This window comes from Streptomyces sp. NPDC059201, assembly GCF_042754585.1.
Classification (GTDB): Bacteria; Actinomycetota; Actinomycetes; order Streptomycetales; family Streptomycetaceae; genus Streptomyces.
The window spans coordinates 134903-156440 of sequence record NZ_JBHZBB010000016.1 but is presented as its reverse complement, the minus strand read 5'-3'; the positions used below and the strand labels follow the sequence as shown (position 1 = coordinate 156440).

The following is a 21538-nucleotide window of genomic DNA, read 5'->3' as shown; positions in this document are numbered from 1 at the left end:
GAGGGCACCGGGTGGCTCAGCGGTCGGCGGCGCTGCCGCGCACGACGCAGGAGCGCTGGTTCTCCCAGCCCCAGCCGTCGCCGTCGGGGTCGGAGCCGCTGCCGCCCGCACAGTACGGGTAGCCGTTCGGCGCCGTACCACCGGTGTCGCCGCCGCCGGAACCGGTGTCGGCGGCGCTGCCGCGCACGACGCAGGAGCGGCTGTTCTCCCAGCCCCAGCCGTCGCCGTCCGGGTCGGAGGAGCCGCCGTTCACGCAGTACGGGTAGCCGTTCGGGGCCGTTCCGCCGGTGTCACCGCCACCGCCGCCGTTGCCGCCGCCGTAGATCGTGGCGCGGGTGGAGGTGGTGGAGATGCCGTCGGCGCCGTTGAAGAAACGGTTGCCCCAGGCGGTCAGCGAGTTCGGGGCGAAGCCGTTGACCATGTCGAGGTACTCGACGCCGCTGCCGTTGCCGCTCCAGGACCAGCCGAGGTAGCCGACGCGGAGCGAGCGCGCGGTGGCCATGATGGCGTTCTCGTCGGGGTTGCCGTCGCTGTGGTTGTCGCCGAACTCGCCGACGACGATGGGCAGCCCGTTGTTCACGAAGTGGTTGAGGTAGCCCTGGACCTCGGCGGCCGTGTCGTACACGCCGTACATGTGGATGGAGAAGATGGTGTTGCGGTGCGGGTCCGAGGTGAAGACGGAGGCCGCGTTGGAGCGCATGGTGTTCGACCAGTCCTGGCCCCAGTTGGGGGCGTCGACCATCAGCGCGTTGGCGATGCCGGCGTTGCGGAGCTTCCCGATGGCGCTCTTGGTGGCACCGGTCCAGGCGGTGTAACCGCTGTTGCCGTAGGGCTCGTTGCCGATGTTGACGACGACGTAGTCCTCCTGGCCCTGGAGGGCGCCCTTGACGCCCACCCAGTAGTCGGCGGCCTGGTCGAGGGAGGCGGCGGCGCCGTCCTCGCCGTAACCGGTGGTGTCGTGCACCTCCAGGACGCAGATGACCTTGCTGGTCTTGCAGTCGTCGATGATCGACGACACCTGGGTGGCGCTCGTCTCCGTCCAGCGGTCGCCGCTGGACAGGACGACGCGCACGGTGTTCGCCCCCTTGGCGGCGATGTCGGCGATGGCGTCGGTCTCGCCCGGGTACCAGGCGTACGCGTGGTTCACCCCGCGCATGACGAACTCGCTGCCGTTCGCCTCGTAGATCCGGCCGTTGCTGACGTGGATTCCGCTCGCGGCGGCCTGGGCCGCCGGGGCTGCCTGGGCGGCTCCGGTGGTACCGAACACGGGCAGTAGCAGCCCGGCGATGCCGGCGACGGCGCTCCCCGCCGCTGTGAGCCACGTGCCGCGCGATGACCTGGTCATGCCTCTCCTTGTAAGGACTAGGGGGAAGGAGCCCCACCCGCGCCATGGACTCCGACGTTGGACAACGTTGTCAGAGCCGGGACGACTGAGCCGCTGGTCTGTGGCGCGTCGGGGTTGCCCTCATGAGGCACCCTTGACCGGTTCCGTGTCAAGCATCAAGTCCGCGTAAGTTTCGGTGAGATGAGCGAGCAGAATCGGTTCAGTAAAAGGAGGCTGAACCTGTGCGTGGGTCCAGCCTTCCTCCGCCCTGAACCGACCACCCGTCTACTGAAACGGCGTCATGAAGTGGTCCCCGATAGCGCCATGGAAGTGGACCTCCACGCGGGCCGCCCCGTTTTCTAGCGTCAGGAGCATGAACGCGAACGCCTTGCGCGGGGTGCTGCTCGTCACCCTCGCCTACGCCCTCGTCGGCGCCTCCTTCACCGCCAACGGCCTGCTCGGCGACTATCCGTACGCGGGTGGGCAGGCCCTCCGTTACGGCGCGGCCTGTCTGCTCCTGCTCCCTCTCCTCGGACGCGGCGGACTCGCCCCGCTCCGGCTGCTCGGCGCCGGCGCGTGGGTGCGGATCGCGGCCCTGGCCGCGGTCGGCATGGTCGGCTTCAATCTCGCCGTCCTCGCCGCCGAGCGCACGGCCGAACCCGCCGTCCCCGGCGTCGTCGTCGGCTGCGCCCCGGTCGTGGTGGCCGTGCTCGTGCCGCTGCTCGAAGGCAGGCGGCCCGCGCCGGTGGTGTTGTACGGGGCTCTGCTCGTCGCCGCGGGTGCCCTGACCGTGCAGGGCTGGGGGCGTACCGATCTGGCGGGGCTCGGCTGGTCGGTGGCGGCGCTGGCGGGCGAGGTCGGGTTCACCGTGCTCGCGGTGCCTGTGCTGCGACCCCTCGGACCCCGCCTGCTCACGGTCGCGGTCTGCGGTGTCGGTGCCGTGGAGGCCACGCTGATCGGGCTCGTCGTGGACGGAGCCGGGTTTGTGCGGATGCCCAACACCGTGGAGGCGGGGGCGTTGCTGTGGCAGGCGGTGCTCGCGACCGTCGTCGGGTTCGTCCTCTTCTACATGGCGGTTCAGCGCATCGGCATGGAGCGCGCCACTCTCTACACCGGCGCCATCCCCGTGGCGGCCGCGCTCAGCGCGGCCGCGGTCGGCCAGGCGACGCTCGGTCTGCCGCAGGCGGTCGGCGGCCTGCTCGTCGGAGCCGGGGCCGCGCTCGGCACCGGACTGCTGACCGGCCGGAGGACGGCGGCGGCCGGGTCAGCCGGTGGCGCTGCCGTCGAGGATGACGCGGGCGACGAGCGCGGGGTCGTCGTTCATGGGGACGTGGCCGCAGCCGGGCAGCCGCACAAGGCGCGCGCCGGGGATGGCCTTCTTGGCGCGGACGCCCTGGCGGCGCAGCAGCAGCCGGTCCCGGGTGCCCCAGGCGACGGTGACCGGAAGGTGCGGGATGTCGTCGCGGAAGAGGACGGTGCGGCCGGCGGCGAGCGTCTCGTGGAAGCCGGTGGCCTCGCGCAGCGCGAGCGTCTCGGCGACGACCGCCTCGGGTGAGCGGCGGCCGGGCCGGGCGTAGATGGTGCTGGTGAGCGTGGTGCGGCCCGCCGGGGTCCGGGACAGTCGCTCGATGAGGGGGACGGGCAGGGACAGGGCCGCCCCGCGCATCGCGCGCAGGGTGCCGAAGGCGTACCGGCGCTCGCTCTCGGACCAGAACCCGGCGGGGGAGAGGGCGGTGACCGAGCGGACGGCCTTCTCGCGGCCGAGCTGGAGGGCGAGCAGTCCGCCGAGCGAGTTGCCCGCCACGTGCGGTCGCTCGGCGCCGATGGCCGCGCAGAAGGCGGTGAGGACGGGCGCGACGGTCGTCAGGTCGTAGGCGCAGCCGGGCGGGAGGCCGTCGGACGTGCCGAAGCCGGGCAGGTCGACGGCGATGACGTCGCGTTCGGTCGCCAGGACGTCGAGGACCGGCTCCCACGCCTGCCAGTGGTGCCCGATGCCGTGGAGCAGGAGCAGCGGTTCGCCCGTTCCGCGGCGTTCGTACGTCAGGGATGTGGTGCGGCGACCCTGCGGGGTCTCGAAGTCGAACACGATCCGCGTAGGCATGGAGGCTCCCTCGTACATCCTCTTAGACGTCCTGTCAGCAAGAATTACTGCCCGGTAGCCACGAGTTCAAGGGCTCTGCGCAAGTTGATGCCACCGGATCGCCAACCCCTCACCCTCTCGCCCCCGAAGCCCCGCCCGCCGGACCGGCAGGCGGGGCTTCGGGCTGCGCGCGCCTCACGAGGGTGCGAACGTCCTGTGAACGATCAAGGTCAGAGGGTCACATTTCCGGACGTTCGGCGGAGGATTGGTCTTGACCAAGGTGGTGGCTCGCCTTATGGTCGCAGAGTTAGTGCAGGAACCTTTAATAAACAAGGGCGCGGAAACGCCGCGGGACACGGCGAATTGCGGAGGACAGGGTGGGGACCACGCAGCTGGAATCGGTCCAGGAACCGAAGTACCAGCACCTCAAGACGGTGATCGGTGAGGCTCTCGACTCCGACTTCGCGGTCGGCGAGATCCTGCCCAACGAGCGCGAGCTCGCGGCCCGCTTCGGCGTCGCCAGAGCCACGCTCCGCCAGGCTCTGGAGCAGCTCGAACTGGAAGGACGCCTCCAGCGCAGGCGCGGTGTCGGCACCACCGTCGCGCCCCCGCGCGTCGGCGTCGACGTCTCGACCACGCAGCAGGCATGGCCCGGAGTCGGCGACGACGCCTGGCAGGCGCAGGACTCCGTCCTCGGCGCCGCGCCCGCCGCGGTCGCGCGCCTCCTGGAGACCCCGGCCGGCGAAGAGGTGCACGTCGTGCGCCGGGTGCGCCTCAGCCAGGGCCAGGCCGTCGCCGCCGAACTGCTGTACGTGCCCGCCGCCTCGGCCGCCGGTCTCACCGCCGTCGACGCCGACGGGCCCGCCGACGCCCGCGCCGTGCTGCGCGAGCTCCAGCACCTAGCCCTCGACGGCCAGGACCGCTCCGTGGAGCTGGGTTCCGCGCGCGCGGACGACGCCAAGGAGCTGGACCGGCTGCCGGGCGCGCCGGTGCTGGTCGTGACGACCCGCTACCTCTCCGGAGGGCGTACCGCGGCCGTCTCCGTCGCCACCTACCGTGCCGACACCTGCCGTCTCACCTTCGGCGACTCGGTCGACCTGGCGATGGCCTCCTGACCCAGCCCACCGCGCACGGCCCTCTTGGGCAGGTGCCCAAGTGGTGAACGCGAGAAGACCCAGCCTTCCGAGGCCGGGTCTTCTCGTTCTCGTCTCTCGTCTTCTCGTCTTCTGTCCGGATCTAGCGCCGGGCGGCCATGCTGCCCTCCACCGCGAACAGTTGCTCCTCGACGTGGTCGAGGGCGAGCCGCAGCGCGCCCGTACCGACGGCGGCCTCGCCGAGCAGCGAGAGCACCACCCGCGGCGGGCGCAGGCAGAAGCGCGCCAGCTCCTCGCGGAGCGGCTGGAGCACGCCGTCCAGGCCGGCGGCCCAGCCGCCGACCACCACGAGTTCCGGATCGAGCGCGAGGACGAGCGCGCCGACGTCGTGCACCAGGCGCTGGATGAACCGCTCCACGGCGGCCTCGGCGCGTACGTCACCCTTCTTCGCCAGCGCGAAGACCTCCGCCACTGCCTGCTCGTCCAGGGGGTGCAGCGGCTCGTCGGTCGTCGACAGCAGGTGCTCCGGCGTCACCCCGCGGCCCAGCAGGTGCAGTGCGCCGATCTCGCCCGCCGCGCCGCCGTAACCGCGGTGCAGACGGCCGCCGATCATCGAGCCCGCGCCGGGGCTGAGCCCGGCGAGGACGAAGACGATGTCGTCGGAGTCGGTCGCGGCACCCTTCCAGTGCTCGGCGACGGCCGCCGCGTTCGCGTCGTTCTCCACGATCACCGGGCAGCGGAAGGAGCGGCGCAGCCGCTCGCCGAGGGCCAGGCCCGTCCAGCCGGGCAGCGCGGTGCCGAGCCGCACGGTGCCGTCGGCCTCCACGATGCCGGGAGTGCCGACGCCGACCGCCCGCAGGTTCGACCGGGGCACGCCCGCGCGGCGCAGGACGTCGGCGACGACCGTACGCACCTTGTCCAGACGCTCGTCCTCGGGCGCGGTCTCCGACACCTCGCGCGCGCCGGCGCCGATGATCCGGCCGTCAAGACCGGAGAGGAGGGCGGCGACGCGGTGCGGACCGATCTCGATGCCGAGCAGATGGCCGGCCTCGGCCCGGAAGCGGAACCTGCGGGCCGGGCGGCCTTGGCGCCGGGCCTCGCCCTCCTCGGGCGCGGCCTCGACGACGAGACCGCCCTCGATGAGTCCTTCGACGACGCCCTCGACGGTCGGCCGGGACAGGCCCGTGATCCGGGTCAGGTCCGTGAGCGTGCGCGCGTCGGAGCCCCGCAGAGCATGGAGTACCACGGCGGAATTGATCCGCCGCAGCAGAGACGGATCCCCGCCGGTCAGCCGCCCCACCGTGTGTCCTCCCAGCTCGTGCCCGTCTCAGGCGGATGGTACTCAATGGTTCCGGAAGCGGCGAGGGCCGCCCCCGGGCCGTGTCCGCGCCGAGACCCGCGGCCGCTCCATGATCGCTCCGGGATAGCTCTGGGGCCGTCGGGGGTCGGGGCGGACTGACGCGGCGCCAACTGTCAGTGGCGGGCGGTTTACTGGGCACATGACCACGACACGCTTCCTGTCGGGCCTTGACCTCCTGCGGTCGAGGGAGTTCCCGGCGCGGCCGGAGCGATCCGGGTTCCTCGGCAGCGGGCCCGGCTTCCATGTCGCCGCGCTGGCCACCAGCGAGGAGTTCTGGGAGGCGGACGGGGGCCGCCGCGAGGAGGTCGAGGAGCAGTACGAAGCGGAGCGGGACGGGCTGGCCGCGCTGCTCGCCGCGCGCTGGGGAGAACCGGACCGGATGAGCCTTTGGTCCCTGCGGCACCGGGGCATGACGGGGGAGGAGTTGCCGGAGCCGTGGTCCGGTCTGTGCGTGCTCGTCCCGGACCTCATGCTGTGGCGTGTGGACGCCAGATGGATCGGCCTGGGTGTCTCGCGGTGGGGCGAGGAGCTGCCGTTCCAGCTCCTGGCCGTCATCACGGACGTGGACCCGCCGTAGGAGCGTTGGTCCCTCCCGGGTCGTTGCCGGGGGAGAGAACGGCGAAGCCACCCTCGGCCACGTCGGGGGTGACGCGGTCGAGGGAGGCTTCCGGCTCCTCACACGTGAGCGGGAGGGGTGCTCCGGGTCAGAGGATCGCGCCGGGGGTGTAGGCGGCGGCCTCAGGGTGCTGCTTGGCGATCTCCTCGATCCGGGACACCACGGTGGCGACCTGGTCGGCGGCGGCGCCGGTGAAGGAGAGCTTGTCCGCCATCAGCTCGTCGAGCTGCGCGCGGTCCAGCGGGATGCGGTCGTCGGCGGCGAGCTTGTCGAGCAGCTCGTTGCGCTCGACGCCCTGCTCGCGCATGGCGAGGGCCGAGGCCACCGCGTTCTCCTTGATCGCCTCGTGGGCGAGTTCGCGGCCGACGCCGGCGCGGACCGAGGCCATCAGGACCTTGGTGGTGGCGAGGAAGGGCAGGTAGCGGTCGAGCTCGCGGGCGACGACGGCCGGGAAGGCGCCGAACTCGTCGAGCACGGTGAGGAAGGTCTCCAGCAGGCCGTCGAGCGCGAAGAACGCGTCCGGCAGCGCCACGCGGCGGACCACGGAGCAGGACACGTCGCCCTCGTTCCACTGGTCGCCGGCCAGCTCGCCGGTCATCGACGCGTAACCGCGCAGGATGACCATGAGGCCGTTGACGCGCTCGCAGGATCGGGTGTTCATCTTGTGCGGCATCGCGGAGGAGCCGACCTGGCCGGGCTTGAAGCCCTCGGTGACGAGCTCGTGGCCGGCCATCAGGCGGATCGTCTTGGCGATCGACGACGGGCCCGCGGCCAGCTGCACCAGCGCGGTGACGACGTCGTAGTCGAGCGACCGCGGGTAGACCTGGCCGACCGAGGTGAAGGCGTGCGCGAAGCCGAGGTGACCGGCGATCCGCTGCTCCAGCTCGGCGAGCTTGCCGGCGTCGCCGCCGAGCAGGTCGAGCATGTCCTGGGCGGTGCCGACCGGGCCCTTGATACCGCGAAGCGGGTAGCGGCCCAGCAGCTCCTCCAGGCGGCCGTACGCCACGAGAAGCTCGTCCGCGGTCGTCGCGAAGCGCTTGCCGAGCGTGGTGGCCTGCGCGGCGACGTTGTGCGAGCGCCCAGCCATGACCAGCTCGCCGTACTCGGCGGACAGCTTGCCCAGGCGGGCCAGGACGGCGACCGTGCGGTCCCGCACCAGCTCCAGGGAGAGGCGGATCTGGAGCTGCTCGACGTTCTCCGTGAGGTCACGGGAGGTCATGCCCTTGTGCACGTGCTCATGACCGGCGAGGGCGTTGAACTCCTCGATACGGGCCTTCACGTCGTGCCGGGTGACCTTCTCGCGCTCGGCGATGGAGCCGAGGTCGACCTGGTCGAGGACGCGCTCGTAGTCGGCGATCGCCGCGTCCGGAACCTCGATCCCGAGGTCCTTCTGGGCACGCAGCACGGCGAGCCACAGCTGGCGCTCCAGCTTCACCTTCTGCTCGGGGGACCAGAGGACGGCGAGCTCCGCGGAGGCGTAGCGGCCGGCCAGGACGTTGGGGATACGGGGCTTCACAGTCGCAGCAGTCACGTGTCCAGAGTTTACTGGTGATTTCTGCAGGCCAGCGCCGTGGTCCCGGCTGGAGCTTGCTACGAGACGCAGCTCACGCGGCCGGTGCCCGCGGCCGGTGCCCGCGTCCGTCTCAGACCTCGGACCGCGTCTCGTACGGCAGCAGCTCGGGCCGCTTCGGCGGGCGGCCGTCGCCGGACGAGCGGCCGGTGAGCCGGCGGCCGATCCACGGGCCGAGGTGCTCCCGCGCGAACCGGGCGTCCGCGACGCGCCGCGTCACCCAGCCGGGCGCTTCGGCGACCGGCAGCGGGGTCCGCCAGTCGAGCTCGGGCGCGAGCCCCAGTCCCTGCCACACGGCCTCGGCCACCCGCCGGTGGCCCTCGGCGGTGAGGTGCAGCCGGTCCACGTCCCACATGCGGGGGTCGGCCAGGGCCGGCGCGCCGTACAGGTCGACGACGAGGGCGCCGTGCCGGGCGGCCAGCTCCTCGATGTGGCCGAAGAGCTCCTCCATCCGGGGCCGGAAGCGCTCCATGACCGGCCCGTTCCGGCCGGGGCTCCGCATCAGGACGAGCTGCCCGCAGGAAGGTGTGAGCTGTTCCACGGCCTCGGTCAGGAGGTCCTTCACGCGGACCATGTCCACCTTGGGGCGGAGGGTGTCGTTGAGGCCGCCGACCAGGGTCACCACATCGGCCTTCATCCCTGCGGCCAGGGCGACTTGCTCCTCGACGATCTGTCCGATGAGCTTCCCGCGCACGGCGAGATTCGCGTACCGGAAGCCGGGCGCGCGCGCCGCGAGACGGCTCGCGAGGACGTCCGCCCACCCCCGGTAGGAGCCGTCGGGCCTCAGGTCCGACATACCCTCGGTGAAGCTGTCCCCGACGGCGACAAGACTGTTGTACGTGGCATTGATCTCCATGGCGGAGCCGATCATACCGCGCGGTATGCGCGGATGCCGTGGAGAACCCGGGAGGGGAAACCCGATGAGCGACGCGCTCCTGAACGCCCTGGCCGAGGCGCTGGCCGGGCTCGTGACGGCGGTCGAGACCAGCGACGAGGACGTCCTCGACCCCGACACGGCGGTGGCGTGGCTGGAGAGCACCGGGCACGTCCTGGCCGGGCTCGGAGCCGCCGACCGGCGCGCCCTCGACCGCCTCTTCCGCGAGGCCGCGCTGCGCGAGCCGGCCGGCGCCCGGCGCGAGCGGCTGCTCCTGGTCTCCGAGGGCTTCGGCCTCGGGGACGACACCCACCTCGCGACCGTCGACGCCGTCGTCGACCACGCGCGGCGGTACGCGGACACCGTCCGCGGCACCGATCCGGCGACGCCCGTCCCGACCTGCCCCGGCTGGACCCTCGGCGACCTGACCCGCCACCTCGGCACCCTCCACGGCTGGGCCGAGCACCTCGTGACCGCCCGCCCCGCCACCCGGGTCCGCCCCGGCGACGTCCCCCTCGACCCGCCCGCCGACCCGACCTCGTACCCCGGCTGGTTCGCCGCCCGCGCCGAGGGCTTCACCGCCGCCGCCCGCGCGGCCGACCCCGAGGCGCCGGTGTGGTCGCCGGGCGCCGACCCGTACGTACGGCACTACCCGCGCCACGTCCTCGCCGAGACGGTCGTCCACCTGGCCGACGCCGAGATCGCGCTCACCGGCTCCGCCCGGCCGCTCGACCCGGGCACGGCCGCCGACGCGCTCGACCACCACCTCACCACCGCCCCGTACATCCCCTGGATCGCCGAACCGCTCGCCCACCTCGACCGCGACGGCGCGGTCCTGCGCCTGGCCGCGCGCGACAGCGGCGCCGCCTGGACGCTCGTGCTCGGCGGGGGCGGCTTCGCCTGGAGCCGCGGGAGCGGCGGCACCGAGCCGACGGCCACCGTGACGGCCGACGCGGGCGAACTGCTCCTCCTCCTGCACCGCCGCTACGACGCCGACGACCCGCGCTTCACCCTCACCGGCGACCGCGACCTCCTCGATGACTGGCTCGCGGCTACCGCCCTCTGACGGCGAGCCGCGTCAACCGCCGCCGCCACGTCACCCCTCGCCGAAACGCGGCCGCTTTTCCCCGCGGACGCGGGAAGGGCCCCGGGATCCAAGATCCCGGGGCCCTTCCTACGAGCGTGGCGTCACGGTGCCGCGGGGCGGCCCACCAGTTCGCGGAGGACGTCCTCCATGGTCACCAGGCCGGCGAGCTTGCCGTCCTCGTCGAGGACGGCGGCCAGGTGGGTACGGCTGCGGCGCATCGCCGTCAGCACGTCGTCCAGCGGGGTCACCGCCCGCACGCGGGCGATCGGCCGCAGCGCCGACACCGGGAACGGCAGGTCGCGCGGGGTGATGTCCAGGGCGTCCTTCACATGGAGGTAGCCGAGGATCCGGCGGTCGGAGTCCACGACCGGGAAGCGGGAGAAGCCCGACTCGGCGGACAGCGACTCCAGCTCCTCCGGCGTGGTGCCCACCTGCGCGTACATCACCTTCTCCACCGGCATGACCACGTCCCCGACCGGACGGCGGCCCAGCTCCAGGGCGTCGTGGAGACGCTCCGTCGCACGGTCGTCGAGCAGACCGGCGTGACTCGCGTCGGTGACCATCCGGGCCAGCTCGTCGTCCGAGAACGTCGCCGACACCTCGTCCTTCGTCTCCACCCGCAGCAGCTTGAGGAGCGTGTTCGCGAAGGCGTTGATCGTGAAGATCACCGGGCGCAGGGCGCGGGCCAGGGCCACGAGCGGCGGGCCGAGGACCAGCGCGGTCCTGGCCGGTTCGGCCAGCGCGATGTTCTTCGGCACCATCTCGCCGAGCAGCATGTGCAGATAGGTGGCCACGGTCAGCGCGATCACGAAGGAGATCGGGTGGACCAGGCCGTGCGGCACGCCGACGGCGTCGAAGACGGGTTCCAGCAGGTGCGCGATGGCCGGCTCGGCGACGATGCCGAGCACCAGGGTGCACAGCGTGATGCCGAGCTGCGCCGCCGCGAGCAGCGCGGAGACGTGCTCCAGACCCCAGACGACGCTGCGGGCACGCCGGTCGCCGGACTCGGCGAGCGGCTCGATCTGACTGCGCCGGACCGAGATCAGGGCGAACTCGGCGCCGACGAAGAAGGCGTTCACGACCAGCGTGAGCAGGCCGATCAGCAGCTGGATCGCGATCATCGGCGGGCCTCCCCGGTCTCGTCCTCTTCCAGGGGGAGCGGCGCGTGCATGAGGACGCGCGCGGCGCGGCGCCCGGAGGCGTCCACCACGTCGAGGCGCCAGCCGCCCAGTTCCACGGTGTCGCCGAGGGTCGGGATGCGGCCCAGGTCGGTCGCGAGGACACCGGCGAGGGTCTCGTACGGTCCGTCCGGCACCCGCAGGCCGATGCGTTCCAACTGGTCGGTACGAGCGGCTCCGTCGGCCGACCACAGCGCGCGGCCGTCCTCATCCTCACCCACGCGTGCCAGGTCGGGGGTCTCGTGCGGGTCGTGCTCGTCGCGGACCTCGCCGACGACCTCCTCGACGATGTCCTCCAGGGTCGCGACGCCGGCCGTGCCGCCGTACTCGTCGATGACGACGGCCATCGTCTGCTTGCCGGAGAGCCGGTCGAGCAGCTTGTCCACGGTCAGCGTCTCGGGCACGAGCAGCGGCTCGCGCGCGATGTCGCCGACGCGGCGCAGGCGCCGCTGGTCGGCCGGTATGGCGAGGACGTCCTTGATGTGGGCGATGCCCACGACCCTGTCGAGGCTGCCCCGGTAGACGGGGAAGCGGGAGAGGCCCGTGGCGCGCGTGGCGTTGGCGACGTCCTCGGCGGTGGCCTGGACCTCCAGGGCGGTCAGCTGGACGCGCGGGGTCATCACGTTCTCGGCGGTCAGCTCCGCGAGGTTCAGTGTGCGGACGAACAGTTCGGCCGTGTCCGCCTCCAGCGCGCCCTCCTTCGCCGAGTGGCGTGCGAGCGCCACCAGCTCCTGGGGGGAGCGCGCGGACGCCAGCTCCTCGGCCGGCTCCATGCCCAGGCGGCGAAGGATCCGGTTGGCGGTGTTGTTGAGGTGACTGATCAGCGGCTTGAAAGCGGCGGTGAACACGCGCTGCGGCGTGGCCACGACCTTCGCGACGGCGAGGGGCGAGGAGATCGCCCAGTTCTTGGGGACCAGCTCGCCGACCACCATGAGGACCACGGTGGACATCGCCGTGCCGAGGACCAGGGCGATCGAGGAGGCCACGGTGGCGGAGAAGCCGAGCGCCTGGACCGGGCCCTTGATCAGCGCGGCGATGGAGGGCTCGGAGAGCATGCCGACGACCAGGTTGGTCACGGTGATGCCGAGCTGCGCGCCGGAGAGCTGGAAGGTGAGCGACTTGACGGCCTTGAGGGCGCCGGCCGCGCCGCGCTCGCCGCGCTTGACGGCCGCTTCGAGCTCGTTCCGTTCGACGGTGGTCAGGGAGAACTCCGCCGCCACGAACGCGCCGCACGCGACCGAGAGCAGGAGCGCCACCATGAGCAGAAGCACTTCGGTCATCGGTTCACCTCCGTCCCATGATCAGTCAGCGGGGCACGGAACGCGCGATGTCGGTCACCGGAATCGGGACCGGTGCTCTGTCGAACGGAGGCACCAGTACTACTGGGAGGCTCGCCCATGGGCGGACGTTCACACCTTTCGGTCGTCTCGGTCGTATGAAGGAGATCCCATGGTAAAGGATCGGCAAAACGGTTGATGGATCACCCTGCGAAGGGGTTCACCTGCTGAAGGGCTTACCCCGCGAAGGGCTTCACCCAGCGGCGCCACTGGTCCTGCCGCTCGTATCCGGCCGCGGCCCACGTGTGGTGCGCGCGCCCGTTCGCCTCCAGGACCATCGCGTCCACGCGCCGCCCGCCCAGCGTGGCGAACCGTTCCTCCGCGGCCCGCAGCAGCGTCTTCGAGATGCCGCGCCTGCGGTACGAGGGGAGCACGGCGAGCCGGTAGAGCGAGGCGCGCCAGCCGTCCCAGCCGGCGATCACGGACCCGACGATCCGGTCGCCGTCCACGGCGAGGATCAGCGCCTCGGGGTCGCGGTCGAGGAGCCGCTTCACCCCGTCGACGTCGTCGGAGATGGAGGTGCCCTCGGCGGATTCCCGCCAGAAGGCGAGCACGGACTCGGCGTCGGTGGGCGCGGCGGCGCGGATCTGTATCTCGATCATGGCTTGATCCCACCACGCGGGTACGGGCGCTGCCAGCACATTCCGCACCGTGGAACCCGCGCCCGCCGGTGCCCTTCCTTTTCCCCGGCGCGCGTCACCCCGTGACGAAGCAGAACTCGTTGCCCTCCGGGTCCCGCATCACCTGGAAGGAGCCCTGCTCGTCGGTGACGAGACCGCCGACGCGGACCGCGCCGAGCGGCGCGGTGGTGTCGGCCGCCTCCTCCGGATCGGCCACCTCGACGTCGAGGTGCAGCCGGTTCTTCACGGACTTGCCCTCGGGCACCCGCTGGAAGGCGATGCGGACGAAGCCGGGCGGCTCCACGTACGACCAGTCCGGGCTGCGGTCGACGGGGTCCCCGCCGAGGAGACCCGCCCAGAAACGGACGAGCGCGGCCGGGTCGCCGCAGTCGAAGACGAGCTCCTGTACATGTGCGCGCATCCCCTCACTCTATGGAGGAGGGGACGCGCGCGAGCGGAGTGCGGGATACGGGATACGGGGTACGGGCGTCGGGGACCCGATACGTCAGGCGCCGGCCTCGCGCGCGAACGCGTCCGCGTCCCACGTGCCGCCGAGCGCGGGAGCGAGCCAGTCCGCCGCCGCCGCGCGGAACTCCGTCGGGTCCAGCGCGCCGGAGCCCTCCGGCACCGCGCCGAGCAGCGGGGCGCCGGCCGCCTCGGGCAGGTCGGCCAGGTTGCAGCGCGCCGCGAGGTCCGGGTCCGCCGGCCAGCTGCCGACGACGACCCCGAGCTGGTCGATGCCGCGCGCCCGCAACGCCTCCGACGTGAGCGCCGTCGAGTTCAGCGTGCCGAGTCCGGCCGGCGCGACCACCAGGACGGGCGCGCCCAGCAGCCGGGCCGCGTCGGCGAGCGTGCCGCCGCCGTCGTCGAAGCGGACGAGCAGGCCGCCCGCGCCCTCGACGAGCACCAGGTCGTGTTCCTCGGCGAGCGCGCGTGCCGCCTCCGCCACCCGTTCGGGTCCGACCTGGGCCATCCCCGCGCGCCGGGAGGCCGTGCCCGGGGCGAGGGGCTCCGGGTAGCGGGCCAGTTCGGCGGCGGTCTTCGCGCCCGAGAGCCGTACCACCTCGTCCGCGTCACCCCGCTCGTCAGGCGTGAGCCCGGTCTGCGCGGGCTTGAGGACCGCGACCGAACGTCCGGCGGCGACGGCCGCGGCGGCGACGGCCGCCGTGACGACCGTCTTGCCGATCTCGGTCCCCGTCCCACTGACGACGACGATGCTCATGCTGTTCCTCTCTTTCTGTACTCTCAGCCCGGCCCAGCCCCACCGCGCCCAGACCCACCGCGCGCAGCCCCCGCGCCCGCACTCACGGGTGGGCTCAGCCCGCGGTCGCGGCGGCGCGGACCGCCGCGCAGATCCGGGCGAGGTCGGCGTCGTCCGTCACGTACGGCGGCATCGTGTAGACGAGGTCCCGGAACGGGCGCAGCCATACGCCCTCCCGGACCGCCGCGCGTGTCGCCGCCGCCATGTCGATCTCGTGGTCGAGCTGGACGACGCCGATCGCGCCGAGCACCCGCACGTCGCGCACGCCCGGGATGGACTCCGCGCCGGTTAGGCCGTCGCACAGTCCGGTCTCGATCCGCTTGACCTCCTGCGCCCAGTCCCGGGAGAGCAGCAGGTCGATGGAGGCGCAGGCGACCGCCGAGGCCAGGGGGTTGCCCATGAACGTCGGCCCGTGCGCGAGGACCGGCACCTCGCCTTGCGAGATGCCGTCGGCCACTGTGCCGGTGCACAGGGTCGCCGCCATCGACAGGTACCCGCCCGTCAACGCCTTGCCCAGGCACATCACATCGGGGGACACCCCGGCCTGGTCGGCCGCGAACAGCGTGCCCGTGCGGCCGAAGCCGGTCGCGATCTCGTCGAAGACGAGCAGCACGTCGTGCGCGTCGCACGCCTCGCGCAGCACCCGCAGATAGACGGGGTCGTGGAAGCGCATGCCGCCCGCGCCCTGCACCACCGGCTCCACGATCACCGCGGCCAGCTCGTCCGCGTGGCGCGCGATCGCCGTACGGAGCAGCTCGGCGTACGACTCCTCGTACGCGGCCGGCGGCTCGTCCACGAAGACCTGCTCCTGGAGCACGCCCGACCACAGCTGGTGCATCCCGCCCTCGGGGTCGCACACCGACATCGGCTGCCAGGTGTCGCCGTGGTACCCGCCGCGCCAGGTCAGCAGCCGCCGCTTGGCGGGGCGGCCGAGCGAACGCCAGTACTGCAAACACATCTTGGCCGCGACCTCGACCGCGACGGAGCCGGAGTCGCTGAGGAAGACGTGCCGCAGCGGCTCGGGCGTGATCTCGACGAGCCGAGCCGCGAGACGTACCGCGGGCTCGTGGGTGAGCCCGCCGAACATCACGTGGCTCATCTTGTCGAGCTGGCCGCGCGCCGCCTCGTTGAGCACCGGGTGGTTGTAGCCGTGCACAGCCGACCACCACGACGACATGCCGTCGATCAGCTCCGACCGTCCCTCGGCCGGCTCGGCGAGGTGCAGACGCACACCGGACGCGGACGCGACCACCAGCGGCTCCGCACGGCCCGGCATGGGGCCGTACGGATGCCACACGTGCGCCCGGTCCAGGGCGAGGAGTTCGTCGTTGCGCATCGTCACCCGTTACGCGTTCGGGGCGAGGTCCGTGCCGGCGCCGCGGCGGCGGACCGCCACCAGGTCGGTCCGGGCGTCCGAAGCGGGGACGGGCACCGCGGCCGGCGACTCAGCCGGGGCCGGGGCCTGGGCGTGGCCGCCGCACGGACCGCAGCCGCCACCGGCCGCAGCGTCCGCGTCCGCGTGCGAGCCGCAGCCCGCGGCCGCGTCGGAACCGCAGCCGCCCGCCGAGGCGTGCGAGCCGCAGCCGCCGGACGCCGCCGCGAGGGCGTCGACGCGGTGGGCGGGCAGCGTGGTCGTGCCCGCGCCCTCCACCTCGAAGCCGGCGTCCGCGATCATGTCGAGGTCCGTCTTGCCGGCCTGGCCCTCGCTGGTGAGGTAGTCGCCGAGGAAGATCGAGTTGGCGATGTTCAGCGCGAGGGGCTGCATCGAACGCAGGTGGACCTCGCGGCCGCCCGCGATCCGGACCTCCACGTCGGGGCAGACGAACCGGACCATGGCGAGGATCCGCAGGCAGCGCTGCGGGCTGAGGTTCCACTCCTTCGCCAGCGGCGTGCCCTCGAAGGGGATCAGGAAGTTGACCGGCACCGAGTCCGAGTCCAGCTCGCGCAGTGCGAACACCACGTCCACCAGGTCCTCGTCGGTCTCGCCCATGCCCGCGATCAGGCCTGAGCAGGCCGAGAGGCCCGCCGCGTGCGCCTTCTGCACGGTGTCCACCCGGTCCGCGTAGGTGTGGGTGGTGGTGATCTCGCCGTACGTGCCCTCGGAGGTGTTGAGGTTGTGGTTGTACGCGTCGGCGCCGGCCGTCTTCAGCCGCTCGGCCTGCCCGTCGGAGAGCAGACCGAGGCAGGCGCACACCTCGACGCCCTCGTTCTGCTCCTTGATGGCCTCGATGGTCCTGCCGACCCGGTCGACGTCCCGGTCCGTCGGACCGCGGCCGCTCGCCACCAGGCAGACCCGCTTGGCACCGCCGGCGATGCCGGCCGCCGCCGCCTCGGACGCCTCGTCCGGCTTCAGCCACGTGTACTTGAGGATGTCGGCCTTGGAGCCGAGCCGCTGGGAACAGTACGAGCAGTCCTCCGGGCACAGCCCGGACTTCAGGTTGACGAGGTAGTTCAGCTTCACCCGCCGCCCGAACCACTGACGGCGCACCTTGCCGGCCGCCGCCACCACATCGAGCAGGTCGTCGTCGGAGGTCGCCAGCACGGCGAGCGCTTCTTCACGGGTCGGCGACTCGCGCCGCAGCCCCTTCTCCACCAGCGTGTTCAGCAGGTCCATAAGGGCTGATCCTTGCCTACGGCACACCCCCCGGCCAAGGAGGATCTGAACAAACGACCCCGATCGAGGTGTGTGTATGACCACATCCCGACCTCGGCCGCCTGCCGTTAGGGTCTGTGCGCTGCCTACAAAAAGGCGCCGACAAAAAGGTGCCTGCAAAAGGAACGCCGTATGTCCCAGGCCCAGCCGACCCCGCCCGCGCGCCGCACCGCCTTCGACTGGACCGGCGCGGAGGCGCGCCGCCGGGCCGAGGCCGGGCTCGTCCGGACCCTGCGGCCGCGCCACGCCGAGTCGGAGCTGCTCGACCTGGCGAGCAACGACTACCTCGGCCTCACTCGGCACCCCGAGGTCACCGGCGCGGCCGCCGAGGCCGCCCGCCGCTGGGGGGCCGGCGCGACCGGTTCGCGGCTGGTCACCGGAACGACCCGGCTGCACACCACGCTGGAGGACGAACTGGCCGCGTTCTGCGGCTTCGAGGCGGCCCTCGTCTTCTCCTCCGGCTACACCGCCAACCTCGCCGCGCTCACCGCGCTCGGCGGCCCGGGCGCGCTGATCGTGTCCGACGCCGCCAACCACGCCTCGATCGTGGACGGCTGTCGGCTGGCCCGCGCGGAGGCCGCGGTCGTCCCGCACGCCGACCCCGAAGCCGTACGCAAGACGCTGGACGCGCATCCGGGGCGGCGGGCGCTCGCCGTCAGCGACTCCGTCTTCTCCGTCGACGGCGACCGGGCACCGCTGGAGGAACTGGCGGCGGCGTGCCGCGAGCACGGCGCGGGGCTCGTCGTCGACGACGCGCACGGTTTCGGCGTGCTCGGCGCGGGCGGCCGGGGCGCCCTGCACGGCGCGGGGCTCGCCGGCGACGAGGACGTGGTGGGCACCCTCACCCTCTCCAAGTCGCTGGGCAGTCAGGGTGGTGCGGTCCTCGGCCCCGCCCGGGTGATCGAGCACCTCGTCAACGCGGCGCGCACCTTCATCTTCGACACCGGGCTCGCCCCGGCCGCCACCGGCGCGGCGCTCGCGAGCCTGCGGCTGATCGCCGCCGACCCGGGCCTCGCCGAGCGGGCGCGTACGGTCGCGACGACGCTGCACCGGATGCTCACGGAGGCCGGGTTCACCTCGGCCCGGCCGGACGCGGCCGTGGTGTCGGTTCGCGCGCCCGGGCCCGAGGAGGCGCTGAGGTGGGCGGCCGACTGCCGCGAACAGGGCCTGTCCGTCGGCTGCTTCCGGCCTCCGTCCGTGCCGGACGGGATCTCGCGGTTGCGGCTGACGGCCCGCGCGGACCTCACGGACGCGGAGGTCGAGCGGGCGGTCGCCACGATCGTAAGGACCGCGCCTTCGGGTGCCCGTTGAGCACCGGGTGCCGGCCATGAACCCTTGACAGGGCGAGAGTTCACCGCTTCGGGCGACAGAACGGGGCATATCTCGGGAGAACGCCCCACTCGGGCACGCGATCGGTGGCAGTCTGACGCGGAGCGCGGTCCGGGGCGACGGCCCCGGCGGGAAAGGGACGACGTCGCCATGGCAGATCACCAAGAAGCATCCGTCACTCTGCCGAGCGATCCCGCCTCGGTCGCCATGGCGCGGAGGTTCGTGGCGGAGGTGCTCGGCGGCTGGGGTCTGGACGGCGACGGGGACGCGGCGGACTCGATCCGGCTGATGGTGTCGGAGCTGGCGTCCAACGCGGTGGTGCACACCTTTGGGCAATCGCCCACCTTCACCGTCGAGCTGCACCTCGATCGCGAGGAGGTGCTGCGGCTCGGCGTGACCGACAGCCATCCGCGTTTCCCGCGCCGGCTGCCGGCCGCCGTCCAGCAGGACAACGGACGTGGCATGGTGATCATCCGGGTCCTGGCGGCGGAGGCGGGCGGCCGGCTCTCGTTCACCCCGACCGCCGAGGGCGGCAAGACCGTATGGATCACCCTGCCGTGGGCCGCAGCAGCCGTCCCCGCCTGCTGAACGCCTGCTGGATGCCTGTTGGGCGTCTGCTGAACCCTTGCTGCCCGCCGCTCAGGCGGAGTGCATCTCCGTCGACGGCCACGAGCCGCCGGCGAACTGGGGGCCCCAGTAGTACGGATTGACCTCTTCGAGCCGCCGCGCGACCCAGCGGGTCGGGTCCTCGGGGTCGGGGACGCCGACCTCCACGTCGGGCCCCCAGAGCGCGAGCCGCTCCTGGCAGATGCCGCACGGCGGCAGGATGACGTACCGGCCGTCCTCCGGGTCGCGGAAGACGCAGACGGAGGCGGTCACCCGGCGGTCGAGGGTGTACGCCTGGCAGTAGGCGCCGGTCTCCTGGCAGAGGGTGACGCTCGCGTGGATGTTGTCGAAGCCGACGCTCGTCAGGATCCGGCCGTCGTCGAGGCGGACGGCGGCGGCCCCGCCGGGCTCGTCGGCGGGCCAGCGGCGGTCCAGCTGTGCGACGGCCGCGTCGACAAGAGCTTGGTCAAGTGTCATCGCCGCATCCTAGGGACAGCGCGGTGGCGGGCGCGCGGCCCGTGAGGGAGGAGAGAGCGCCCGCGGTGGGGAGTGTGGCGGCGCCACCGCACTCCGGGGGACGGCCGCGGGCGCTCTTGGGTCAGCGCACGCGACCGTAGTAGACCTTGGAGGACCAGATCTTGTCGAGCTTCACCCAGGAGCCGGTCTTGGGCGAATGCCAGATCTTGCCGCTACCGGCGTAGATCCCCACGTGGTAGACCCTGCCGCCCGAGTGGAAGAAGACCAGGTCCCCCTTCTGCCGGCTGGAGGCGGAGATGTGCCGGGTCTTGTTGTACTGCTGCTGCGCGGTGCGGGGCAGCGACTTTCCCGCCTTCTTGTACGCGTAGAGCGTCAGTCCGGAGCAGTCGAAGCGGGTGGGTCCCGTCGAGCCGTACCGGTAGGGCGCGCCCTTCTTGGAGGCGGCGACGCCCAGTGCCTTCGTCGCGTGGGAGGTGGCTGCCTGGGCCTCGGGGGCCGCTCCGGGTGCGAGGAGCGTGCCGCCGACGGCGGCGAGGGTGAGAGCCGAGACGGCTCCGGCCCGGGACAGCAGGGACGGGACATGCATCTGCGCAGTCATGCGCAACCCTTCGTCAGCCGCCTGTGAAGGATGACCTGTCGGGTTCGGGCAGGCGAAGATGCCCGGCCGCGCGCGGGTCGCGGCTTCACCCCAAGGGACGGCCGCGCTGGGGATTCAGCGCGGTCGACCCGTACTGCTCGGGTCCTCCACTCCTGCCGGTCCAATCCTGTCGACCAGACGTCCGGGACGGCGGCAGGACTCGGCGTCCGCCCGGACCGCCCCGCCTGGGTGGCGGGGGCTTGTCGTCGTCGAGGATCTTGACTCACGGTTCGGGTGAAAACCGAGCGGAAACGGCGTTATGTGAGGCTCCTCACGACTGATCCATACGGGTGGACAAGAGGGTTTCGTGATCGTCGTAGGTTTGGCCGACGAGCCCCGTACCAGCGTCGGAATGTCCCATTCCGCCAAATGCGTACATCTGTTGCGCAACTCGCGCGCTGCATCTGTAGCTCTCGCGGCTACGCCGAATGGGGGATGGATTCTGCGTCCCGTGTCGGCCGTCCGGGGCTCGACACGACACGTCGGAATGTCAACTCGCCCGCGTTCCGGGCACGGTGACGCGGGCCGCGCGCCGCTCACCGTCCAACACCCGCAGCGCACACGCCAATGTCTCGGCGTGGACCTCGCTCTCGCCCCGCATATGCATGAGCGTCAGGGCCTCGCGCAGCGCCTCCACCCGGCCGACCAGCGCCTGAGCGGCGCGCAGGGCTCCATAGGTATGCGAACCCCTGGATGGATTGATCTTCCCCAGGAGGTCGACGACTTCGAGATACGCGTCGATGAACTCCCCTTCGGCGCGCGTCAGGGCGGGCAGCGGCGGAAGCTCCGGCACCATCGCGGTCTCACCGGGCCGGTGTGCCGGAGGCGGCCCGGCGGTCGCTGACGATGTGGTCGACCAGGCCGTACGCGAGCGCTGCCGGCGCGTCGAGGACGGTCAGGCGGTCGGTGTCGGAGGCGATCCCCTCCTCGTCCCGGCCGGTGTACGCGGACAGCAGCCCCGTCATGACGGCGCGCAGTCGCAGCAGTTCGCGCGCCTGGAGGTCCAGGTCGGAGAGCTGCCCGGTGAACGGCTCGTCGAGGACCGGCTGGCGCAGGGTGACGCGGGCGCCGGGCAGCATCAGGCGCTTGCCGGGCGCGCCCGCGGCGAGCAGGACCGCCGCCGTGGAGCCGGCCTGGCCGAGACAGGTCGTCTCCACGTCGCTCATCAGGCTGCGCATCGTGTCGTGGATGGCGGTCATCGCGGTGATCGAGCCGCCGGGGGAGTTGAGGTACAGCGAGATGTCCCGCCCCGGATCCGCGTAGTCGAGGTGCAGGAGCTGGGCGATCACGTCGGTCGCGGCGACGTCGTCGACCGCCGTGCCGAGAAAGACGATCCGGTTCTCCAGGAGCTTCGCGTACGGATCCAGCGTCCGGGTGCCGTACGAGGTCCGCTCCGAGAACTCCGGCAGAACGTGGCGTGCGTCCATGGGGAGCA

The 21538-nt window shown here is 72.4% G+C and carries 21 protein-coding genes, 1 pseudogene and 1 riboswitch; of the genes and pseudogenes, 6 read left to right on the top strand and 16 right to left on the bottom strand.

The features are described from left to right. Positions 1–16: 16 nt before the first annotated feature. Positions 17–1345 carry a cellulase family glycosylhydrolase gene (locus tag ACFXMG_RS36340; protein WP_383819768.1) on the bottom strand — a complete coding sequence of 443 codons (1329 nt, stop codon included), beginning with the start codon at positions 1343–1345 and terminating at the stop codon, positions 17–19. A 280-nt stretch (positions 1346–1625) separates the two neighbouring features. Here ACFXMG_RS36340 and ACFXMG_RS36335 point away from each other — a divergent pair. Then, positions 1626–2534: pseudogene (locus tag ACFXMG_RS36335) on the top strand (EamA family transporter); the annotation flags it as partial. A 54-nt stretch (positions 2535–2588) separates the two neighbouring features. Here ACFXMG_RS36335 and ACFXMG_RS36330 read toward each other — a convergent pair. After that, positions 2589–3425, bottom strand: a complete 837-nt coding sequence (locus ACFXMG_RS36330; RefSeq protein ID WP_383819766.1) for an alpha/beta fold hydrolase — start codon at positions 3423–3425, stop codon at positions 2589–2591. A 356-nt stretch (positions 3426–3781) separates the two neighbouring features. On the opposite strand from ACFXMG_RS36330, the gene ACFXMG_RS36325 reads away from it, so the two are divergent. Further along, complete coding sequence (locus ACFXMG_RS36325) at positions 3782–4519, top strand: GntR family transcriptional regulator (protein WP_383819763.1); 738 nt, start codon at positions 3782–3784, stop codon at positions 4517–4519. 121 nt (positions 4520–4640) lie between these two features. Here ACFXMG_RS36325 and ACFXMG_RS36320 read toward each other — a convergent pair whose 3' ends face one another. Further along, positions 4641–5798: an ROK family transcriptional regulator gene (locus tag ACFXMG_RS36320; RefSeq protein WP_383819760.1), complete on the bottom strand. Its 1158-nt coding sequence runs from the start codon at positions 5796–5798 to the stop codon at positions 4641–4643. 199 nt (positions 5799–5997) lie between these two features. Here ACFXMG_RS36320 and ACFXMG_RS36315 point away from each other — a divergent pair, with 199 nt between their 5' ends. Beyond that, positions 5998–6435, top strand: a complete 438-nt coding sequence (locus ACFXMG_RS36315) for a hypothetical protein (protein ID WP_383819757.1) — start codon at positions 5998–6000, stop codon at positions 6433–6435. 127 nt (positions 6436–6562) lie between these two features. On the opposite strand, the gene purB is transcribed toward ACFXMG_RS36315, so the two are convergent. Together purB and ACFXMG_RS36305 are read right to left on the bottom strand one after the other, a co-directional pair. After that, entirely contained in the window at positions 6563–8005 is a 1443-nt protein-coding gene (purB, locus tag ACFXMG_RS36310; protein WP_383819754.1) for an adenylosuccinate lyase, read from the bottom strand. A 112-nt stretch (positions 8006–8117) separates the two neighbouring features. Next, entirely contained in the window at positions 8118–8900 is a 783-nt protein-coding gene (locus tag ACFXMG_RS36305; protein WP_383819751.1) for an SGNH/GDSL hydrolase family protein, read from the bottom strand. A gap of 64 nt (positions 8901–8964) precedes the next feature. Between ACFXMG_RS36305 and ACFXMG_RS36300 the strand changes: the two genes are divergently transcribed. Beyond that, positions 8965–9984, top strand: coding sequence for a maleylpyruvate isomerase N-terminal domain-containing protein (locus tag ACFXMG_RS36300; protein WP_383819748.1), 1020 nt, complete (start codon positions 8965–8967; stop codon positions 9982–9984). Between the two features lie 122 nt (positions 9985–10106). Here ACFXMG_RS36300 and ACFXMG_RS36295 read toward each other — a convergent pair whose 3' ends face one another. The 7 genes from ACFXMG_RS36295 to bioB form a co-directional block, all read right to left on the bottom strand. Further along, positions 10107–11126, bottom strand: a complete 1020-nt coding sequence (locus ACFXMG_RS36295; RefSeq protein WP_383819745.1) for a hemolysin family protein — start codon at positions 11124–11126, stop codon at positions 10107–10109. Then, a complete protein-coding gene (locus ACFXMG_RS36290) occupies positions 11123–12463 on the bottom strand; it encodes a hemolysin family protein (protein WP_383819743.1) in 1341 nt (446 codons plus the stop codon). The genes ACFXMG_RS36295 and ACFXMG_RS36290 overlap by 4 nt, the downstream gene beginning before the upstream one ends. 233 nt (positions 12464–12696) lie before the next feature. Then, positions 12697–13122 carry a GNAT family N-acetyltransferase gene (locus ACFXMG_RS36285; RefSeq protein ID WP_383819740.1) on the bottom strand — a complete coding sequence of 142 codons (426 nt, stop codon included), beginning with the start codon at positions 13120–13122 and terminating at the stop codon, positions 12697–12699. Between the two features lie 94 nt (positions 13123–13216). Further along, positions 13217–13561 (bottom strand): VOC family protein, encoded by a 345-nt coding sequence (locus tag ACFXMG_RS36280; RefSeq protein ID WP_383819737.1) that lies wholly within the window; start codon positions 13559–13561, stop codon positions 13217–13219. An 84-nt stretch (positions 13562–13645) separates the two neighbouring features. Beyond that, the gene (bioD, locus tag ACFXMG_RS36275; RefSeq protein ID WP_383819734.1) at positions 13646–14362 is read right to left on the bottom strand and encodes a dethiobiotin synthase; all 717 of its coding nucleotides are present in this window, start codon (positions 14360–14362) and stop codon (positions 13646–13648) included. Positions 14363–14456: 94 nt separating this feature from the next. Further along, on the bottom strand, positions 14457–15737 hold the full coding sequence (locus ACFXMG_RS36270) for an adenosylmethionine--8-amino-7-oxononanoate transaminase (protein WP_383819790.1): 1281 nt from the start codon (positions 15735–15737) through the stop codon (positions 14457–14459). A gap of 9 nt (positions 15738–15746) precedes the next feature. Continuing rightward, positions 15747–17015, bottom strand: a complete 1269-nt coding sequence (gene bioB / locus ACFXMG_RS36265; protein WP_383819732.1) for a biotin synthase BioB — start codon at positions 17013–17015, stop codon at positions 15747–15749. Positions 17016–17186: 171 nt separating this feature from the next. Between bioB and ACFXMG_RS36260 the strand changes: the two genes are divergently transcribed. Continuing rightward, a complete protein-coding gene (locus ACFXMG_RS36260; protein WP_383819730.1) occupies positions 17187–18365 on the top strand; it encodes an 8-amino-7-oxononanoate synthase in 1179 nt (392 codons plus the stop codon). A gap of 168 nt (positions 18366–18533) precedes the next feature. Then, the gene (locus ACFXMG_RS36255) at positions 18534–18971 is read left to right on the top strand and encodes an ATP-binding protein (RefSeq protein WP_383819727.1); all 438 of its coding nucleotides are present in this window, start codon (positions 18534–18536) and stop codon (positions 18969–18971) included. A gap of 51 nt (positions 18972–19022) precedes the next feature. On the opposite strand, the gene ACFXMG_RS36250 is transcribed toward ACFXMG_RS36255, so the two are convergent. From ACFXMG_RS36250 to ACFXMG_RS36235, 4 genes are all read right to left on the bottom strand, one after another. After that, on the bottom strand, positions 19023–19466 hold the full coding sequence (locus ACFXMG_RS36250) for a cytidine deaminase (protein ID WP_383819725.1): 444 nt from the start codon (positions 19464–19466) through the stop codon (positions 19023–19025). Between the two features lie 121 nt (positions 19467–19587). Next, positions 19588–20064, bottom strand: coding sequence for a C40 family peptidase (locus tag ACFXMG_RS36245; protein ID WP_383819723.1), 477 nt, complete (start codon positions 20062–20064; stop codon positions 19588–19590). Positions 20065–20067: 3 nt separating this feature from the next. Next, a riboswitch (cyclic di-AMP (ydaO/yuaA leader) is annotated at positions 20068–20279 on the bottom strand. A gap of 314 nt (positions 20280–20593) precedes the next feature. Next, a complete protein-coding gene (locus ACFXMG_RS36240) occupies positions 20594–20899 on the bottom strand; it encodes a hypothetical protein (RefSeq protein ID WP_383819721.1) in 306 nt (101 codons plus the stop codon). Between the two features lie 7 nt (positions 20900–20906). After that, positions 20907–21530, bottom strand: a complete 624-nt coding sequence (locus ACFXMG_RS36235; protein WP_383819718.1) for an ATP-dependent Clp protease proteolytic subunit — start codon at positions 21528–21530, stop codon at positions 20907–20909. Between the last annotated feature and the right edge of the window lie 8 nt (positions 21531–21538).

Bases quoted from the DNA above. Each gene is read 5' to 3' on its own strand.
- ACFXMG_RS36270 (WP_383819790.1), bottom strand. From the start codon at position 15,737: ATGCGCAACGACGAACTCCTCGCCCTGGACCGGGCGCACGTGTGGCAT.
- ACFXMG_RS36245 (WP_383819723.1), bottom strand. From the start codon at position 20,064: ATGACTGCGCAGATGCATGTCCCGTCCCTGCTGTCCCGGGCCGGAGCC.
- ACFXMG_RS36340 (WP_383819768.1), bottom strand. From the start codon at position 1,345: ATGACCAGGTCATCGCGCGGCACGTGGCTCACAGCGGCGGGGAGCGCC.
- ACFXMG_RS36305 (WP_383819751.1), bottom strand. From the start codon at position 8,900: ATGGAGATCAATGCCACGTACAACAGTCTTGTCGCCGTCGGGGACAGC.
- ACFXMG_RS36240 (WP_383819721.1), bottom strand. From the start codon at position 20,899: ATGGTGCCGGAGCTTCCGCCGCTGCCCGCCCTGACGCGCGCCGAAGGG.
- ACFXMG_RS36300 (WP_383819748.1), top strand. From the start codon at position 8,965: ATGAGCGACGCGCTCCTGAACGCCCTGGCCGAGGCGCTGGCCGGGCTC.
- ACFXMG_RS36235 (WP_383819718.1), bottom strand. From the start codon at position 21,530: ATGGACGCACGCCACGTTCTGCCGGAGTTCTCGGAGCGGACCTCGTAC.
- ACFXMG_RS36280 (WP_383819737.1), bottom strand. From the start codon at position 13,561: ATGCGCGCACATGTACAGGAGCTCGTCTTCGACTGCGGCGACCCGGCC.
- ACFXMG_RS36250 (WP_383819725.1), bottom strand. From the start codon at position 19,466: ATGACACTTGACCAAGCTCTTGTCGACGCGGCCGTCGCACAGCTGGAC.
- bioD (WP_383819734.1), bottom strand. From the start codon at position 14,362: ATGAGCATCGTCGTCGTCAGTGGGACGGGGACCGAGATCGGCAAGACG.
- ACFXMG_RS36295 (WP_383819745.1), bottom strand. From the start codon at position 11,126: ATGATCGCGATCCAGCTGCTGATCGGCCTGCTCACGCTGGTCGTGAAC.
- ACFXMG_RS36285 (WP_383819740.1), bottom strand. From the start codon at position 13,122: ATGATCGAGATACAGATCCGCGCCGCCGCGCCCACCGACGCCGAGTCC.
- ACFXMG_RS36330 (WP_383819766.1), bottom strand. From the start codon at position 3,425: ATGCCTACGCGGATCGTGTTCGACTTCGAGACCCCGCAGGGTCGCCGC.
- ACFXMG_RS36260 (WP_383819730.1), top strand. From the start codon at position 17,187: ATGTCCCAGGCCCAGCCGACCCCGCCCGCGCGCCGCACCGCCTTCGAC.
- bioB (WP_383819732.1), bottom strand. From the start codon at position 17,015: ATGGACCTGCTGAACACGCTGGTGGAGAAGGGGCTGCGGCGCGAGTCG.
- ACFXMG_RS36290 (WP_383819743.1), bottom strand. From the start codon at position 12,463: ATGACCGAAGTGCTTCTGCTCATGGTGGCGCTCCTGCTCTCGGTCGCG.
- ACFXMG_RS36255 (WP_383819727.1), top strand. From the start codon at position 18,534: ATGGCAGATCACCAAGAAGCATCCGTCACTCTGCCGAGCGATCCCGCC.
- ACFXMG_RS36315 (WP_383819757.1), top strand. From the start codon at position 5,998: ATGACCACGACACGCTTCCTGTCGGGCCTTGACCTCCTGCGGTCGAGG.